This window comes from Mycoplasma tullyi (genome assembly GCF_014068355.1).
Lineage (GTDB): Bacteria > Bacillota_I > Bacilli_A > Mycoplasmatales > Mycoplasmoidaceae > Mycoplasmoides > Mycoplasmoides tullyi.
The window spans coordinates 559,367-578,554 of record NZ_CP059674.1 but is presented as its reverse complement, the minus strand read 5'-3'; the positions used below and the strand labels follow the sequence as shown (position 1 = coordinate 578,554).

The window sequence follows — 19,188 nt, the reverse complement described above, 5'->3', positions numbered from 1 at the left end:
AATGAAGAAAAAACCCGTAAAATTAATCGTTTCTGCTTTAGCTTTATCATCAGTTTTAGTAGCTAGTTGTGAAGGCGGAAACAACTTATTAAACCGTAACTTTGTTTATGCAAATTTTGAGTCATACATGTCTCCAAATTTGCAATCTGAATTAAGACAAACTTATAATAATCTGCAATTTGATACTTTTGCATCAAATGAAAAAGCGATCACTAATTTTAAAAATGAAACTTATACGATTGGTACATTATCAACGTATGCTGTTTTAGATTTAATTCATCAAGGGATCTTACAAAAATTAGATTGATCACAATTTGATCTAAGTTATTTAAATGATGAAGATCAAGAAGTGCCAATTAAAAATTCAACTGATGCACTTGCTTTATTTACAGATGATGTGCAAAAAGTTTTAACGAGTTATTCAATTGATAACAAACCAGTTAATCTATTAGATTATGCTGTTCCTTATTTCTTTCAATCATTAGTATTTGCTTACCGTGGTGCTAAGATTGATTCTTTAGTTGATCATCAAAGTAGTTGGTATGATATCTTAAACACGATTAGTAGTGAGCAATACCGCGATCGTTTTAATAATAATCGCTTAGGGATTGTTGAAGACGAACGTTCATTATATTCGATTGCTAATATTATTAAAACATCTAAAGATAATCAAGAAGTTTCAGTAAACCCTCCACCAAGTCAATTGACTTTGAATCAATTTGCTGATGTTTATCAAGAGATTGCAGACGCTGGAATTAATTTTCACAATCTAGCAACAAATAACCGTTCAACGGCTTTACTTAACTCTGACTCAAGTGTGATTTTAAACAACTTAGATAGTGGCAGAATTAATGGTGGAATCATGTTTAATGGGGATGCAATCTTCTCAGCACAAGGTGGTGAGTTTCATGGTGAAGAAGATGATCCACTAAAACCAACAAGTGAAGATTTTCATATTGTTACTCCAGTTAACACCCCATTAGCATTAGACTTAATTGTTGTTAACCAACTAAATATCCGTCATTTTCCCGGTTTTTTAGAACAATCTTATAAAGTGATTAGAAAAGTTGCTTTAGAAGGGGTTAATCAAACTTTAGCTGATTTTCAAGAAGTATTAACTGAAGATCCTGAAACGATTTATAAAAACGGACCGCTTGAAAACTTCAACTACGTGCAATACACTTCACCACTTAAAAAGATCTCAGATCCAGAAAATGGTTTAGTGGCTGCTGAAGGGTGATTAGAAGTTCCTAATCAAGAAGAATTATCTGAAAACATCAATTCAGCTTACTTTATTAAAGATGTTAAAAACGTAACTAACTTTATTGAAGCTCCATTGAATGATATTCAAAAAGCAAGTTTAGTTAACGCGTTTGCGCGATTTAAAGATAATTGATTGCGGTAAAATAATACTTACAGTTAATTAAGTAATTATGGATCATAAAGTAATTTTGGGGATTGAATCTAGTTGTGATGATTTATCGATATCAATATCGATTGATCAAAAGATCGTTACAACTAAAACGAAATCATCATCAAGCGTTCATGCTAATTATGGTGGTGTTGTCCCTGAGATTGCTGCCCGTTATCATGAAGAGATCTTGCATGAAACTCTTAACGAAGCGCTAACTGAAGCTGATATAACAATCAATAAGATTGATCTGATTACATACACTGAAACTCCTGGGTTATTAAACTGTTTACATGTCGCAAAAGTATTTGCTAACACCTTGGGTTATTTATTAAAAATACCGGTAAAAGGAATCAATCACTTATATGGACATATCTATTCACCAATGATTGATGATGGTGATTGTATGTATCAGAAAAGTGATCTTGTTTATCCCGTATTAGGAATTGTTGTTAGTGGTGGGCATACTGCAATTTATGATGTTCAATCACCATCTAAAATCGCTTTAATCGATGAAACACTAGATGATGCAATCGGTGAAGTGTATGACAAAGTTGGTCGAGCATTAGATTTAAAATATCCAGCAGGTGCTAAGATCGATCAATTGTTCGACATCGAACAAGCTGAAACGGTTGAATTTTTAAAAACAAATAAACTATCAGCTTTTAGTTATTCAGGATTTAAATCTGCGGTATTACGCTACATCGAACTAAATAAAAATAAACCTGAATTTAATTTAGTTGAAGTGATTTCATCATTTCAAAAATTCATTATTGATGATTTTGTCAATCGCGTTAAAAACGTGATTAACAAAGCAGTCACCAAATACCAAACAATCTTATTAGGTGGTGGGGTAAGTGCTAATAGTTATCTAAGAGATGAATTAACACAACTAGATATCAAAACCCTAGTTCCCAAAAAAATCTACTCTGGTGATAATGCTGCTATGATCATTAATTACGCGCAATATTTATTAAACGAATAATTCGTTTAATAATTTTTTTATTTATATAATTTAATGATGATTATTAAAAACTAAGGGGTATTTCACTCTGAATATTATTAATTTAAACCATAACAGAAAAGGTGTGTATACTGCTGAAAGTGTTGGTAGCGCACACCCTGATAAGATCTGTGATCAGATTGCAGATGCAATCTTAGATGCTTGTTTAAAACAAGACCAAAACAGTCGTGTCGCTTGCGAAGTAATGGCTTGTAACCACCTGATTATTATTGCGGGTGAGATTAGTACTAAAGCAAGCGTTGATTATGTAAATACTGCTTGAAAAGTGGTTAATCAATTTGGTTATGATCGTAGCGACTTTACGATTATAGCTAATATCAATGAGCAATCTCATGATATTGCTCAATCGGTAGATCAAAAAAATGACAAGATCGGTGCAGGTGATCAAGGGATCACCGTTGGTTATGCTTGTGATGAAACCAACAATCAAATGCCTTTAGCAGTTATGATGGCACACGATCTTGTGCGATTAGCTAAAGAACTAATTGATAACAATACTTTTAATCATGCTAAGTATGATATGAAAGCTCAAGTAAGCTTGAATTATCTAGATGATAATCAAGTTGAATTAAAAACAATCTTGATGTCAATTCAACATGAAGAAAATGTTGATCTAAGTGTTTTTAAACTTTTTGTTAAAAAGTTTATCATGGATGAGATTGCTACCAAATATGGTTTTAATAAAAATTATGAAGCACTAATCAATCCTTCAGGATTGTTTGTCAGCGGTGGTCCAACTGCTGACACTGGATTAACTGGTAGAAAACTATTAGTAGATAGTTTTGGAATCTATGCTCACCATGGTGGTGGTGCTTATAGTGGTAAGGATTACACTAAGGTGGATCGCTCAGGGGCATATTATGCTAGATGGATTGCTAAACACATTGTTAAAGCAAAACTAGCTACTCAATGTGAAGTAATCATCTCATGAGCGATCGGGTTAAATAAACCGCTTGATATCGTTGTTAATTGTTTTGATACTAATACTGTAGAACTAGATTTAATTAATAAGATTGTTAAAAAGATCTTTAACCATGATTTAGCTACAATTATTGATCTACTAAAACTAAAAACCACTAAATATTCTAATTTAGCAGTATACGGTCATTTTGGTAAATCTGAAAAACAATATCGTTTTGAAGATACGATCTATCTTGATCAGATCTTAAAGATGGTTAATAAATAATAAGAGATATTTTAAAAGCAAAAGAAAACGACATTTCATTCTGATCAAGATGAAATGTCGTTTTTTAATATTCATGTTATTCTAAAGCGAATCGATCTTCTTTGTCTTCTTAGTTGGTGGAGGACTAGCTTTCTTTTGTTTGGCTAAAACTTTAATCTGTCCACTAATCTTATCAGGTTCATCGTGGTTTTTATCCCCAACCAGATTGATTAAGATCTTAAGTAATTGTTTTTCAAACTTAGCATCATATTCAAATAGATCACTAGACAAACCTGTTGATAGATTAGCTAACTCCAACTCACCGTATAAATGCGTATTATTTAAATGATCAGCACAACCAAATAATAGTTCAGGGCGATAACGATCATAAACATTAATCCCCTTAATTAGTTTGTTGTTGTTATATAGATAGATCCCGGCTTTTTTAAAATCAGGTTCACTAAGAATTCCGAGATAACCATTTAAATAGATCTTTTGGTTGTTTCATTCAATTGTTTCATTAACCTTAATTCGTTTTTTACCATCCTTTAAACTTGCTAAAACTGGCTTTTTAGTTTTATCAAGCGGTTTTGCTTGATCTAAATTAGTTAACTTATTTAAAGGGTTGGTTGAAAGATCATAAAACTCTTGACCTTTTTTATATAGGACATAAAACTTAAGTTTATTAGTATTAATAAACTTTTGATAAATCAATTTTAATTGGTTAGCGATCACCTTAAAATCATTAAGTTCATAAGGAACTTTTAATTGCTTTAATCTAATTAAAGTTCCGTTCGCAAAACTAGTGCGATTATAATATTCCCCTCTTTGGATTTGCTTTAGATCATTAAAGAGTAATTGATCATTAAGATTATGAAGTTTGAAATAATACCCAACTTCTTCAGCTGCACCTTGATTAAAGAATTCAAACTGGTCAGCTAACTTAATTAATGACCTAAAATACCCATGGTATTGTTCGTTATCACTTTGGAAAAAATTACTTAAACTAATTAGTTCGTAATAACTAAAACCATTACTATTATCAAAGATTAATAGTTCATTTAAGTTTTGATCATAGATCAAAAAAAAGGTTAATGGTGTATTAGCTTTATGATAGTTGATATGACTAATTAAAACTAAATCGACGATATTACAAAAAACATAACCACTATCATAGTGGAGTCTTTCAACTAATTTAATCCATTGTGCGAAAGGATTCATAAATTGATAAAATTTTTATAAATAATTTTATAATCTAACCAGCAATTGTCAATATTTTATTAAAAAACCATGTATAATACTGTTTTACTTTATATCTATTTAAAGATTCAATCAAAGCAGTGGCTACCAAATAAGAGAATACCGTCAGAACGTCAGTTGTCAATCAAATTTGGACTTTCACGTAATCTGATTCGTAAGGTATTCTCAGTTTTATGTAATTACAACGTTTTGGACAATAATACAAAACCTGGTTATTTTGTTCATAAAGATTATAAAACAGGTTTTTTTATTAACTTCTTAGATTTTGATAAAGTTACCAGTTATGAACATACTGAATTATATCGAACCCCATTTAATCAGTATGATATCAATACGTTTAAGCAATTAGCGGCTAAAGATGATTTCTTATCATCTGCTTTTCCTAAAACCAATCAAGTAATTTATTATGATCAGAACAAAGATGCAATCTTTGTTAACCAAGTATTGTTAAACCGCAAGTTACTTGTTTATCACAATACTAGTGCGATGTCGTTCCAAGACTTTGTGATGTTTGCTGAAAATGGTCAACCTGTTGTACGACACAAACAGTTTTCAATGGTGTGTAATGATCTAGGACCAGTAAAAGACCTACTTAAACCTGATAAGCTAGATCATCATTATTTAGTAACGTATTCAGTTTACTTCAATATTGAAAATGAGATCTTGGCTGTATCTAAGATTTTTCACTTGTTACCGGATTCTAGAATTAACAGTCTTGATGTTAAGTTAGAATTCCATGATTACCAAACTAAGATTGAAGCTAAACTAACTGATGAAGAGTTAACTAAGCTTAATCGCAAACGAATATAAATATACAAAAGAAGCAACGAAGATTTTTTAATTAAAAAATCTTCAAATTTTTTAAAAAAGGTAAAAAATAAAAAAATATGTCATATCGAGTTGATGGAAAAAATGATCTATTTGATCTAGTAATTATAGGTAGTGGTCCTGCTGGTATTACTGCAGCAATCTATGCTAAGCGTGCCAACATTAATGTTTGTGTGGTTGAAGGTTCAGCACCTGGGGGAAAGATCCTAAAAACTGGTTTTATTGATAACTACCCAGGATTTGCTTCAATCAAAGGACCTGATTTGGCTGTTAATATGTTTAATCAATTAAACAGTTTATCAGTGCCAATCTTTTATTCTCAAGTAACCGGTCTTGAAAAACAAGAAAATTACTTCTTTACTTATTTAGATAATAAAACCCTATTATCTAAAGCTGTAATTGTAGCTACTGGAACACTTGAACGTAAATTAGGTTTAGAAAATGAAGCTAAGTTTGAAACCAAGGGAATCTCATATTGTGCGATCTGTGATGGACCACTATATAAGAATCGTGATGTAGCTGTAGTAGGTGGTGGTAATGCTGCTGTTGAAGAATCACTATACTTATCAGGGATCTGTAATAAAGTTTATTTAATTCATCGAAGAGATGAATTTAGAGCTGATAGTTATGCAGTAAATAAACTTAAAGAAAAAAAGAACGTAGTGTTCTTACTTTCTCATGTTGTTGATAGTTATCTAGGTGATCAAACTCTTAAAGGAATTAAGGTTAAGAATTTAAAGAATAACCAATCAACAGATTTAACAGTGGATTGTTTATTCCCTTATATTGGTGCAGTACCTAACACTAGTTTTTTAAAGTCATTTAATGTCTTAAGTGAAGAAGGTTATGTATTAGTTGATGCTAATCAAAAAACATGTGTTGAAGGTTTATATGCAGCAGGAGACTGTGTTCATAAAAAAATTAGACAGATCTCAACTGCAATCTCAGATGGAACAATTGCAGCATTAGCTGTAAACGATTTTTTCAAACTAAATAAATAGATGGTCACTTTTAGTCAAGAGGTTAAAAGTGAGATCTGTGATCAAGTCTTAGATGAGAAAAATGCTAAGTATTTTTTAAATGGCATGATCTTTGATAAGTTACAACTTGTGAATGATCATTATCAAAGTTATACTTCTCAACACCCTAAAACAATCATCTTTTTAAAAAAAATCTTAATCTTGCTTAATCAAGAATTAAAGAATGAAATTAGACATACTCATCGGATTAACCAATTAAAAAAGCATGAGTATGAACTTATTTTTAAATTAGATTCAACCTTATTGAGTTTAGATAATCAAGAACTAGAAGAACAACAACTAAGAGCGTTTTTTGGTGGATTGTTTTTAAGTGTTGGAAATTTATCAACGTTTAGTGCTAAAGATCATCATTTAGAATTGATCTTTAGTAATGAACACAAAGTGTGGTTGGTAAATGATTTGTTGATCCAAAATGGGTTTAATAACTTTAAACTTATCACGCGTAAAAATAAATACATTTTGTATTTAAAAAAAACACAAGAGATCATTGACTTTCTAGCTTACATCAATGCTTTTGATTGCATGTTTAAATATGAAGATAGTAATCTTAAACGCAAACTAGTAAGAAAAGTTCAACTATCTAATAATCTTGATATCGTTAATCTAACCAAAACGATCGATCTGAATAACACCTTAATCCCAATGATTCAAATGATCGTTAATGACAAAACCTTTCAAGAACAAAAACCATTATTTAAAAGCTATTGTTATACCAAACTTAACAACCCTTCAGCTTCACTAAGTGAACTTAGTGAACTACTAACAAAACAAGGTTATCAGATCACAAGAACTGGTTTGGCTCACTATAATAAAAAAGTCAAAACGCTATATAAACAATTAAAAAATTAAATTATTATAATTACTTATCGAAATCAATAAATTTAATGACGATATGAATCCAACTGAAATAACATTTTTTGTACTAGCAATTCTTGCACTAATCGTAGGATTAGGGCTATCTAACTCGGGAACAACTGGAGGGTTAGCATCACTATCTGGACAAGATCTTGAGATCTTTAAAAAGACCAAAGACCGTGGAATTATCAAGGTCTTACAGATCGTGATGTTTATTTTAATGTTGTTATTTTTAATCCTTGGATTAATTTATCATTTCGTAATTAAATAATAATTTATCATCTGTTACAAAATATAGCTGCTATGAACAATAATAACAATAGGCAAAAGATCATTAATGATATCTTACAAATCGTAAGATTAGAAGATAAAAAACCAATCCCACCAGGGATTATTGTTAAAAAACTAGATAACAAATACACCAAGACTGCAATCTACAAAGAGATTGATAAGATGCTACTTGACGGTCAATTAAAGAAGTTAGCAAACAATAAGGTTGTATTAGGTTATCAAAACTCTGCACCAGATCTATCTAAGATCATGGTGGGAAGATTGTCAATTGGAACTAATGGTAATGGCTTCATTAAGTTGGAAAATGAAGAGTTATCTAAATATTATGTTCATAATATCAATCTAAACAATGCCTTAAACAACGATCTAGTTGAATTTGCTCCTTTAAGTGTGCAAAACGATTGATACAAGCATGATTTAACTGATGCTTGTATCTTAAAAGTAGTTGAAAGAGCTAGAACTAGATACGTAGGAACATATGAAGATACAGGTGATGAGTATTTAGTGATCCCTGATGATCCTAAACTAATCTATAAAGTTGTTCTAGATAAACATTATCTAGAACTAAAAGAACATGATCGCATCATGTTTGAGGTTGTTGAAATCAATCACGGTGTAATTAAAGCGGCTTTAGTTAAAAAGATCGGATCTAAAGAAGATCTTGGAATTGATATTGATGCGATTGCATACAATCATCTGATTGAACCAAGCTTTAGTCAAGATGTTATTAACGAAGCTAAAAGCTTAAAATACGAACTAGATGATCACCAAAAAGCAATTCGTAAAGATTTAAGAGAATTATCTTTTGTCACGATCGATCCAGCTAGTGCACTTGATTTAGATGATGCGATCTATGTTAAAAAGATCGACGAAGACAGTTATAACTTAAAAGTAGCGATTGCTGATGTTTGTCACTATGTGCAGTTTGATGGTCCAATGGATCGTTTAGCAAGAACTAAAGCAACATCAGTGTATTTAGCTAATAAAGTTATACCGATGTTACCAGAAGAATTATCAAACGATCTGTGTTCATTAAATCCAGGGGTTGATAAGTTCGTTGTTGTTGGTGATTTAATGATTGATGGTACTGGTAAGATCATGAGTCATGATTATTACCCAGCAATCATTAACTCACATAAACGTTTTAGTTATGAAGAAGTAAATGAATACTTCAGTGCTATAAACGATCTTAAAGAAGTTGATTCTTCAATTCGTCAGATGTTAGATGATTCTAGAGTGTTGGCTAAAATTCTAAGACGAATGAAGATCAAGCGTGGTTATTTACAGTTTGATGTTGATGAAACTTCAATCGAATTAAACGATCGTTTTGAACCGATTAATATCGTTAAAAAACCTCATGGTGAAGCTCAAGAAATGATCGAAGATTTCATGGTAGCAGCCAATGAAGCGGTTTGTTTATTTGCAAGCAAATACAATCTTGATTTCATCTACCGAGTTCATCCAAAACCACCAGTTCACAAACTAACTAGTTTTTCAAACTGGGCAAGAGCGCTAAACTTTGAAATCTTTGGTGATTTAAACAGTATTAAATCAACTGATATTCAAAAGTGATTAACCAATAATGCTGATCATAAAAAGATTAAGTTAATTAATAAACTCTTATTACGTTCAATGAATAAGGCTTACTATTCAGTTGAAAACACCAAACACTTCTCACTAGCTTCAAAACACTACACCCACTTCACTTCACCAATCAGACGATATGCTGATAATATCGTTCACAGAATTCTATGAATGTTTGTCTTTGATAAAGATGCATACACTGATCTTCAAAGAGAAGAATTAAAATCTCATCTTGTAGAATGATGTGAACTAATCAATAAACAAGAATTAGTAGCTGTTGATTGTGAACGTGATGTTAATGCGTTCTTATATGTTAAGTATATGAGCAATTTCCTAGGAAATTGATATCATAACGTAACAGTTAATGCCATTACCAACTTTGGAATGTTTGTTGAATTAGATAACGGCATTGAAGGTTTAGTAAGACTAAATAATATTAACGGTGATTATTACAGATATGATCCAAATACTGATTCTTTAATTGGCAGAAACACCCATAAGAAATATCAGATCGGTGATATCGTTGATGTCAAACTATTATCAGCAGATAAACGACTTAAACGCATTGATTTTGCCATCCACGAAGATAATAAATAATCACATTAATGCCTAACACAACTTTACTGATCTTAATCTTAATAGCTTTTCTAGTGATAATGATTGTAAGTATCATTCAATTTATTATCTTTATCTTTTCTAGAAAAGCTGATAAGGAATCGTTCTTTAGTGTTTTTAAAAAGATCTTTAAGAAAAAACAAGACGACCGATCACTAAACGATTTTTATGATAATTTAAGCAGTTCCTTACTTAAATTATCAGCAGATAAGATCGGTGGGATTATCGCGATTGAACGAGAAGATAACTTAGATTATTACATCAACGTTGGTTATAAGATTATGGGTGATTTTTCACCTGAGTTTATTATCTCGGTGTTTTATAACAAAAATTCTCCCCTACATGATGGTGGAATAATTATTCGGGATATGAAGATGGTTTCGATCTCAAGTTATTTCCCGATGACTCAGCAGTTATTAGATGTTTCATACGGTGCACGTCATAGAGCTGGTGTAGGTTTAAGTGAAAAGTCTGATGCGATCGTTTTTATTGTTAGTGAAACTAATGGGAAGATCTCGGTAGCTCAAAAAGGTCGGATTAAGCGGTTATCAAACAATCCTGAACGGTTATTTGATGAAATCATTAAGTTGTTAGACGATAAGAAACCTCGCGATCTTTTTTAAGGTAGTGTTAATAATCCAAGGTTACGATTTAGAAATCGATCGATTGAATTAAAAAAATTCAAACTTAGTCAAGTTTGAATTTTTTTAATTGTTTCGGAATCTCGTTAACTAAAAATGCTAAATTCTCACGTTAAACTATAAAGTCGTTTCTCTGCACCACTAGGTTTGTTAATTTTCATAAGTTTTTACGAGAACCTTCAAGTTTGTTATAGCGGTCAATTTCTACATATCTGATTATGTAATATTTATTTTATTGTTTTTTGTTTCTTCAAAAAATGAATAAGAATCTTATGTTTTCGGATCAATATCAAATGATCTGAGATTAAAGAGGAAACATACTATATAACTCAATACCACGTTGATCGAATGTATTCTTCTTAACTCTGATTTTTAATCTGTTTTTATCCATGGATTTTGATTGATAAAACTACTAGTTCTCTTAATAGATTTATTTCCAACTACTATCTATCGATAGTATTGTTGTAGGCATGCCTATAATTTGTACATCGAATTTCAAACTTGATTCGACATTAGTCGAAGCATTATGAATTCTTAAACTGAATTGTCAACCATGATCTAAATAAAGTTCCAATGTATTCTTAGTGTCAGGTTTATATTCTAAACTCACGATTCTTGTCGGAAGCGTTGATATTGGTAATTCAACGTTTCCTTTTTGTTTATTCCCACGTATATTCAAGGTTCCTCTCAAATTGAAACATTGAATTTGAGTTATCTTTTTATTATCGATTGCGATTACTTTGTAGAAATCATAGTTACCAAGTAAATGCTCAACCATTAATCTAGGAATATCTTTATTAAATAAACGATTTTGTCTCAACAGTTCATCTTTAAATGCATTTAATAAAGGAATATATACATCGTCTTCTTTGTTAGGCAACTCGCTTCATTTAGAATTTTTTCGTTTTTCAGAATCAAGATATTCAAATATCGGTTTAACGTCCTTCCAATACTGTTCAGAACAAGCTATTCCGTACCACTTTTTTCCAAAATCTAAATTCTTGGATAATCTACTGTGTTTTACAGCAAAATGATTATGCTTTACACTAAGACCAATTTCTCACCCACTACCAAGTTTGATAATCAAAACATCTCTTACATCACCTTTTTTAGCTTTAACGTCTGATTGAATTTTCAACTCCAGTTCATCTGATTCGCCGTCTAAAATGGTAGGTTCAAGTTGAAATATAGTATTTACTCCAGCCAATGCACTAATCTTGTATACAGCTTTTTCAGAATCGCTTAAAGTATTTCATGCACGTTCTGCCGCATAATAACTACTGTTTTTGAAGATCTTTGCAGGACGAATCTTGGATATTTCTTCGAACAATGTAATTAAATAAGAAAATTCATATGCCCTTCCATGATTATTACTTTTTTCACTCATCGATTATTTCGATCTAGTTATCTGTGTTTCTTTTTGCGAGATTAAATTTGAGTTAGAGTTACGCAAGGCTTCTAGAATGGAATCAGCCATAACGTACGCTAAGTTTACAGGAACTGCATTACCGATCATTTTATAAGCATCATTCAAATTCTTGTAATAAAATTTGAAATCGTCTGGAAATCCTTGAATTCTAGCGCATTCTCTTACAGTTAATCTTCTATACAGTGCTTCTTTCCCGGGTTTAAATATGTTCTTATTAGCTTCAACCTTAGGCATAACTGGTGCTTGTGGGTGCAATTGGCATTGTCTACCAGACGCTTGCACGGTAAATGCTTGCTCATTCCATTGTCTAACTCTGTTTCTACTCATAAACATTGGCGAATAATCGCCAATAAAGTATTCATGATTTGAAACTTTACACTTATCACCATTCGTCTTATTTTTTCCTAATGCTGGAATTGCTGAATCCTTTAAATCAAAAATCGCATCTTTAAAAGTTAACTTGTAATTATATGGTTTAGGTGGTTCATATTTAACGTTTAAATCTTTTCTAAAGCCAACATAGAAAACTCTTTTACGATCCTGTGCAACACCATAATCACTAGCATTCAACAAATGAATTGAAAGATCATAACCAACTTCTTTAAATTGAGAAACAATCTTTTCTACAGCATCATTATGTCTTTTAGACATCATTCCTTTAACGTTCTCTGCTAAAAAGAACATTGGTTTTTTATCTTTTAAAATCCGTATGTATTGATAAAACAATTGTCCTCTAGAATCATCGATTCCTTTTAGTGAGCCCGCCTCGCTTCAAGACTGACATGGTGGACCACCGATAATACCATCGCATTCAGGAAACACATCTGAAGGAATATGACAAATATCACCCTTAATTAGTTTTGTATTATGATTCTTTTCATACGTTTCTCAAATCGTTTTATCGTATTCATTAGCAGCTACAATATTAAACCCTGCTTTTTCAAAGCCTAAGTCTAATCCTCCTGCTCCTGAAAACAAACTAATTAACTTCATATATCCTGGTTGCTCATTAATAAAAAGTTTCATAATAATTTTAGTTTTTTAAATAATAATTTTATCTCTCTGAGCTATTAAGATCACTATCTATTCTCATCCACAATCAAGATATGTATTTTTTGATTAAAAAGTAGAATTTTTATTAAAAAAATTTCCTATTCAAACTCGACTTAGATAACTTAATAAAAAGAATTACTTACTATCAAACAATCCTACTTATTTTCTAACAACCCAAATAAGTAATTACGATAGTAAATGTATTGTTTAGTTGATAGTTCTATTAATTTAGGAATACTATTATCCATATCAATTATTAAGTTATTAAAACTATCAATTCATTTACTAATTACTTCTTGATTCTTAAATGAAGTAATCGTAATCGGTAATTCTTTTAATTTATCAATTGGTAAATGATTAGGAGTTGCTTTTATTACATAAGAATCAATCAATTTTTGATTGTTTAGTAATGTATAGTATAAGAATTTATTATCAATAAATTCTAAAGGTTCAATCAGATAAGTTACATCATTAGCTCAAAATTCTTGAGTTTGAAAATCGATATATCCAGCTGTTCCATATTTTGCAATAGTGATCGTATTTGCTTTGGTATTGAATTGATCATAATAACCAAAGATATTCATCCCCCCACTGATTACTGGATAACCTTGTTTTAATAGTTGTTTTTTAGTGATCCTTGAACCAGTTTTGATGGTTGCAATATCAGATAGTTTTACATTTACTTGATCAAAGATAAAGAGCAGTAATTTAATTAGATCTCGTTTCTCTCTCTCTCTCTCTCTCGTCTATATCGAGCTTACCTTTATTTAGGTAATTAAAGATTTGATCTCGATAATACTCGTATTGCTTATTTCTTAATCCAGTTTCTTTGGGTAATCCGATATTTAAGTTTGAACATAATTGTTCGAAGTTGTCTAAAACGTCTACTATTTTGTTTTGAATAGATAGTATAGGTAAATTAATTTCAAACTCTTCTATCATCGGTTTTCTAATTGAAGTAACAGTGGCAGAAACCGCTTTTTTAAGAATGTATTTTTTGAAATAACACTCTAAATAATATTTTGCATATCTTGTATTTATTAAGTTTTTATTAATGAAGTTGATTCGATATACCCTTTGATGCAACGCATATTTACCGTTGATATAGTGAATAATATCGCCTACACCTCCTTCTCCAGGGATTATGATAGCTTCCTCATCGTACTCATATTGATCGATTCTTTTTATTTCTTTTGATCTAATGAATAGTGGATATTGACCATTATCAACGGCGTCTGAAGCGTTTGACGAACCAGTAGAAATATTAGCAATAGAATTGAAATCAATTAAAATTGAACCAAATACATATTGAAGAACGATTAGGAGATTAACTCTCTCTCTCTCTCTCTCTCTCTCTCTCGTTTGTATCAACCCTGCCTGTATTTAAGTAGTTAAATATTTGGTCGCGATAGTATTCGTATTGTTTATTTCTTAATTCTGTTTCTTTAGGTAAACCGATATTTAAATCCAGACATATTAGCTCAAAGTTATTTAAAAAGTTAACAATTTTATTCTGTGTGGTTAATGAAGGCATTTTTATAGTTAATTGTTCTAAGTCTTTATTGTAAAGTCTTTCTATAGTGCTAGATTTATTTGAGTTCCAAGGTTTTGTTTGTAAAAAATAGTATAAGTATTTATTTAAAACATTTTTTTCGTCGTTTTCTAATCAGACAATATTAGAATCTTGAAAATATTGATTTTTACCGTCGAATTCTACAATTTTACCTATGGTTCCAGATGTTGATATTAATATTTGTTCTTTTGAAGGATAAGGATAATTTCTCTTTAGTTGATTAAAGAGTTCTTTAGAAATATATTTCGTTGCTTTATGCCCCAAAGTAGAAATGGTGTGAAAAGGTATTCCTTTAGTGTTGTTAGTATCTTTGTTCAACACTCTCTTGCCCATCTTAACAGAACACATTTCACCTAATTTCTTTATTCTTATTTCCTGATTTTGATCAAAGTCAAGCAACTTATCCCGATAATACACATACTGGGATGAACGTAAGTTAAGTTCAGTTGTAAGTTCAGTTGTTAGTTCTACAAAAATATCAAATACTTTTACAATTTCATTTTGTATTTTAAGTGGTGGTAACGGTATTCTAATTCTCAAAATATCAGGCATACTAGGGTGTTTGATTCCACCACCCCTATAAAACGATTCAATTAGAGTTTTATTTTCGATTAGAAAATAATACAAGTATTTGGTGTTTAAAACATTTTTATCTTTAGCAATTCCGATTATGTTACCGCAGTTAATAAAATCACCCGCATGATATTTAATGTTAGCTGAACCTCCAGAAGGAATAGTGATAACTTCAGCATTATAAATATAATTATCATTACCTTCTCTAAAGGTATATAGATCTTTTAAACCCGTTGTTAATATTTTGATATCACCGTTATCAACCGCTATTTCATTAGCTTTTTTATTTAAAATATCTGGAATTTTTACAGGTTTAAAGATATTGTTTGCATCTTTAAACTTTTTGTTTCAAACAACGACTTCTTCAAGTTTTTTATATTCAACCCCACCTGGACAAAGTTCATTAATCAATTGCTGAATCTTGTTCATCTTATTCGTTCACTAATTCTTCTTTAGTTTTAAGCACTACTTTAAATTAAGCATCATATAAGATTATTTATTAAATAAATAATTTCTTACTGTTTAATTCATAAACAAGATATAAGTTTTTTATAATTAGCTTATGTCTAACCTACATTAATAACTATTATTAATGTAAATAATTTTTCATGATGTTATGAAAGCCAAACATATATTAGAACAAAAAGATAAGGTGATTGCTTTTCAGAGGCCCGAAAAGAAATTAAACTATAAACTTACCACTGAAAAAGAACTAGAAGATAACCTAATTAAAAATTTGGTTGATCTAGGTTATGAATATGCAAGTGATATTAAAACAGTTGATAAATTAAAAGATAACTTAAGAATTCAAATGGAAAAGTTGAATGAGATAACTTTTTCAGAAACAGAATGGCGAAAATTCTGTAATGATTTTTTACTTAACAAAAATCATACTTATCTTGAAAAAACCGAACTTTTACAAAAACACTGGGCTAATATATATAATTTAGAAAGAGATGATAAATCATCTGTCAATGTAAAAATCATTGATAAAGATAATTTAGTCAAAAACACTTTACAGGTAATTAATCAATTTAGTGTTGATACTAAAAGCGGTCATAAAAATCGTTATGATGTAACGATTTTAGTTAATGGTTTACCTTTGTGTCATATCGAATTAAAAAAACCAGGCGTTGATCTTGAAAATGCCTTTAATCAGATCGATCGCTATTGGAATGATTCATTCCAAGAAACTGATGGTATTTTTGATTACGTTCAATTATTCATTATTTCAAACTGAAGTATTACTAAATACTATTCAAACACAGTAAGAGAAAATACCAGAAAAAAGAGTACTAATTCAAGAAGAAACAAAGAGTTTCATTCGTTTAAACAAACTTCGCATTGAGCTGATTTTTCTAATAATCGAATCGATGATTTAGATAGTTTTACTTACACCTTTTTAAGAAAATTCACTTTGTTAAGCACTTTAACAAAGTATTGTGTTTTTAATGAAGATAAAAAGCTATTAGTAATGCGACCTTATCAGATTGTTGCAGTTGAAGAGATCATGTACAAGGTTGCTTATGCAATTAATAATAGCGAACATTTAGGTAAAGATTTATCCAGAGGTTATGTATGACATACAACTGGAAGTGGAAAAACTTTAACTTCTTTTAAAGCTGCTCAATTAATTAGTTTAATCGAAGAAGTTGATAAAGTTGTATTTGTAGTTGATCGAATGGATCTTGATTATCAAACTCAACGAGAGTATGAAAACTTTCAAGAAGGAGCTACATCTAATGCTTCAAGTACAAGAGTTTTAGATAAGTTATTTAAGGATAAAGAAAAAAGAATTGTTGTTACTACAATTCAAAAATTGACGAACTTAATTCGTGATTACGATAATTCCAATGGTTCAGAATTAAGAAATAGTAAAATTGTCTTTATCTTTGATGAATGTCATCGCAGTCAGTTTGGTAAGATGCATTCTGATATTGCTAAGTATTTCAAAAATTCAATGATGTTTGGTTTTACTGGTACACCAATTTTTGAAAAAAATTCAAACGCATCACTTAACGGTGATAAAACGACAACAGCTCATTTATTTGGAAATGCAAAACCATTACATATTTACGCAATTGATGATGCTTTATATGATGATAAAGTATTAGGTTTCAAACTTTATTGATGAGGCAGATTTAAAGAATCTGATCAAGTTAAAGATCCCAACAAAAAGACAAGAAGTGATGCTATCGATGGTAAAGCGATCTTTGAAAAACCAAGTAGAATTGAAACGATAACCGAATGAATCTGAAATAATTTTGATACGTTCACAAGAAGAGATGAAAATTATTATCTTACTAGAGCTCATTTAATTAAACAATATGGATATAAAGATTTAGCTAAGCATCGTTCAAAACTTTCTGGTTTTAATAGTATGTTAGCAGCTCCCTCAATTGAAGCAGCTAGAGCATACTATTCAGCATTTAAAAGATTGCAAGAAATGCTATTACAAAAAGATCCAGATCTTAAGAAAAAATTAAATGTTGCAATTGTTTATAACTACGCTAACAAAGAATCAGATGTCGATAATGCGAATAATAAAGATCCTGATGAGATCAATAGTTACGCGAACACTAATTTAGACGATGAAAATCCTGATGAATTAGATCCACGCATGAGTTATGAAGATAAAGGATTTCTTCAAAAAGCCATCGAAGATTACAATAACTTATTTGGTATCAATCTAAATACAGAAGATCTAAAATCATACTACAAGGATGTATCTCAAAAAACGAAAGATGGGTTAATCGATATTTTAATTGTGGTTAATATGATGTTAACAGGATTTGATGCACCACAATTAAATACGATTTGAATTGATAAAAACTTAAAAGATCACGGTTTGATTCAAGCATTTTCAAGAGTCAATCGGGTTTTTGATAATACTAAACCTTATGGAAATGTCGTGATCTTTAGAAATATTGAAAAAGCAGTTCACGATGCTATTAAATTATTCTCAAATAAGAAATCAGCTGATAGCTTAGTATTATTAAAAGGATTCGACGCTTATTATTATGGTGATGAAACAAACGAAGGTTATGATGCTATTGTTGAAAAACTTCAAACTAAATTCCCCATTCAATATCTAAGTGATATTGGATTAAAAGAAGAAAGGCAAGAGTTTATTAAAACATTTAATAAATGATTAAAATTTAATAATTTTCTTAGTCAATTTATTGAATTTGATGACGAGAAAAAGATTCTTAAACAGCAAGAAATTAATGACTATCGATCTCATTATTTGGAATGTCAACGTTGGCTAGCAGAAAGAAAAGAGATTGAAGACATTTCAGATGATATTACATATGAGATGGAATTAATTAAATCTCAAGATTATAATTTAGGTCACGTTCTTGATCTAATTAACACGATATCTAAGAAAAGATCCAAAAAAGGTTCTAAGAACAAATCCAAGAGTGAAGATGAACAAAAACTGTTCGAAGAAATTTTGAGAGCTATTGGCAGTTCGACTGGACTTAGAACTAGAAGAGAACTTATTATCGCATTTATTAACTCTCAGAATTATGATGTTTCAGGCGATATCGAAACTCAATTTAAGAAGTTTGTTGAAAAAACAGTAGATGCTAGATTAGAAGAGATAGCTGAAAAGTACGGAATGTACATCGATAAATTAAGTGACTATTTCAAGGATTGTCGCGAAAAAGATGAACTTACAAGATACGGAAGTGAGTTTTCAAGACTATTTAAAGCTACAAGACCTTTAATTGCTTTTAAAGGAAGCAATTCTGATAAGTATAATGAAATTAAGGAAACACGCGAGAAGGCTTTTAATGAATTAAATGAATTATTCATTAAAACCAACACATCAAATTAAGGAGA

16 protein-coding genes are annotated in these 19,188 nt (G+C 30.4%); 10 read left to right on the top strand and 6 right to left on the bottom strand.

Going from position 1 to position 19,188, the window contains the following annotated elements; genetic code table 4:
• Nucleotide 1: 1 nt before the first annotated feature.
• The 3 genes from H3143_RS02340 to metK all read left to right on the top strand — a co-directional run bounded on the left by H3143_RS02340 (nt 2) and on the right by metK (nt 3,621).
• A complete protein-coding gene (locus H3143_RS02340; RefSeq protein ID WP_228444765.1) occupies nt 2–1,405 on the top strand; it encodes a type 2 periplasmic-binding domain-containing protein in 1,404 nt (467 codons plus the stop codon).
• Between the two features lie 28 nt (nt 1,406–1,433).
• Nucleotides 1,434–2,396 (top strand): tRNA (adenosine(37)-N6)-threonylcarbamoyltransferase complex transferase subunit TsaD, encoded by a 963-nt coding sequence (gene tsaD, locus H3143_RS02335; protein WP_182078608.1) that lies wholly within the window; start codon nt 1,434–1,436, stop codon nt 2,394–2,396.
• 103 nt (nt 2,397–2,499) lie between these two features.
• Nucleotides 2,500–3,621, top strand: a complete 1,122-nt coding sequence (gene metK / locus H3143_RS02330) for a methionine adenosyltransferase (RefSeq protein ID WP_182078607.1) — start codon at nt 2,500–2,502, stop codon at nt 3,619–3,621.
• Nucleotides 3,622–3,702: 81 nt separating this feature from the next.
• Here metK and H3143_RS02325 read toward each other — a convergent pair whose 3' ends face one another.
• Nucleotides 3,703–4,821, bottom strand: a complete 1,119-nt coding sequence (locus tag H3143_RS02325; RefSeq protein ID WP_182078606.1) for a hypothetical protein — start codon at nt 4,819–4,821, stop codon at nt 3,703–3,705.
• A 69-nt stretch (nt 4,822–4,890) separates the two neighbouring features.
• Here H3143_RS02325 and H3143_RS02320 point away from each other — a divergent pair, with 69 nt between their 5' ends.
• From H3143_RS02320 to cdaM, 6 genes are all read left to right on the top strand, one after another.
• Complete coding sequence (locus H3143_RS02320; protein ID WP_182078605.1) at nt 4,891–5,670, top strand: helix-turn-helix domain-containing protein; 780 nt, start codon at nt 4,891–4,893, stop codon at nt 5,668–5,670.
• Between the two features lie 77 nt (nt 5,671–5,747).
• Nucleotides 5,748–6,689 carry a thioredoxin-disulfide reductase gene (trxB, locus tag H3143_RS02315; protein WP_182078604.1) on the top strand — a complete coding sequence of 314 codons (942 nt, stop codon included), beginning with the start codon at nt 5,748–5,750 and terminating at the stop codon, nt 6,687–6,689.
• Nucleotides 6,690–7,577, top strand: coding sequence for a DNA-binding protein WhiA (gene whiA, locus H3143_RS02310; protein ID WP_182078603.1), 888 nt, complete (start codon nt 6,690–6,692; stop codon nt 7,575–7,577). It begins immediately after the preceding gene.
• Nucleotides 7,578–7,620: 43 nt separating this feature from the next.
• On the top strand, nt 7,621–7,854 hold the full coding sequence (gene secG / locus H3143_RS02305; protein ID WP_182078602.1) for a preprotein translocase subunit SecG: 234 nt from the start codon (nt 7,621–7,623) through the stop codon (nt 7,852–7,854).
• A 32-nt stretch (nt 7,855–7,886) separates the two neighbouring features.
• On the top strand, nt 7,887–10,055 hold the full coding sequence (gene rnr / locus H3143_RS02300) for a ribonuclease R (RefSeq protein ID WP_182078601.1): 2,169 nt from the start codon (nt 7,887–7,889) through the stop codon (nt 10,053–10,055).
• 8 nt (nt 10,056–10,063) lie between these two features.
• Entirely contained in the window at nt 10,064–10,696 is a 633-nt protein-coding gene (cdaM, locus tag H3143_RS02295; RefSeq protein ID WP_182078600.1) for a diadenylate cyclase CdaM, read from the top strand.
• Between the two features lie 448 nt (nt 10,697–11,144).
• On the opposite strand, the gene H3143_RS02290 is transcribed toward cdaM, so the two are convergent.
• The 5 genes from H3143_RS02290 to H3143_RS03495 all read right to left on the bottom strand — a co-directional run bounded on the left by H3143_RS02290 (nt 11,145) and on the right by H3143_RS03495 (nt 15,771).
• On the bottom strand, nt 11,145–12,101 hold the full coding sequence (locus tag H3143_RS02290) for a HaeIII family restriction endonuclease (protein ID WP_182078599.1): 957 nt from the start codon (nt 12,099–12,101) through the stop codon (nt 11,145–11,147).
• A gap of 3 nt (nt 12,102–12,104) precedes the next feature.
• Complete coding sequence (locus H3143_RS02285) at nt 12,105–13,169, bottom strand: DNA cytosine methyltransferase (protein WP_228444764.1); 1,065 nt, start codon at nt 13,167–13,169, stop codon at nt 12,105–12,107.
• A gap of 182 nt (nt 13,170–13,351) precedes the next feature.
• Nucleotides 13,352–13,891, bottom strand: coding sequence for a restriction endonuclease subunit S (locus H3143_RS02280; RefSeq protein ID WP_228444825.1), 540 nt, complete (start codon nt 13,889–13,891; stop codon nt 13,352–13,354).
• 13 nt (nt 13,892–13,904) lie between these two features.
• Nucleotides 13,905–14,567, bottom strand: coding sequence for a restriction endonuclease subunit S (locus H3143_RS02275; RefSeq protein WP_182078598.1), 663 nt, complete (start codon nt 14,565–14,567; stop codon nt 13,905–13,907).
• Nucleotides 14,524–15,771 (bottom strand): restriction endonuclease subunit S, encoded by a 1,248-nt coding sequence (locus H3143_RS03495; RefSeq protein WP_228444763.1) that lies wholly within the window; start codon nt 15,769–15,771, stop codon nt 14,524–14,526. Before H3143_RS03495 ends, H3143_RS02275 begins: the two co-directional genes overlap by 44 nt.
• A 187-nt stretch (nt 15,772–15,958) precedes the next feature.
• Between H3143_RS03495 and H3143_RS02265 the strand changes: the two genes are divergently transcribed.
• Entirely contained in the window at nt 15,959–19,183 is a 3,225-nt protein-coding gene (locus H3143_RS02265) for a type I restriction endonuclease subunit R, EcoR124 family (RefSeq protein ID WP_182078597.1), read from the top strand.
• Nucleotides 19,184–19,188 lie beyond the last annotated feature (5 nt).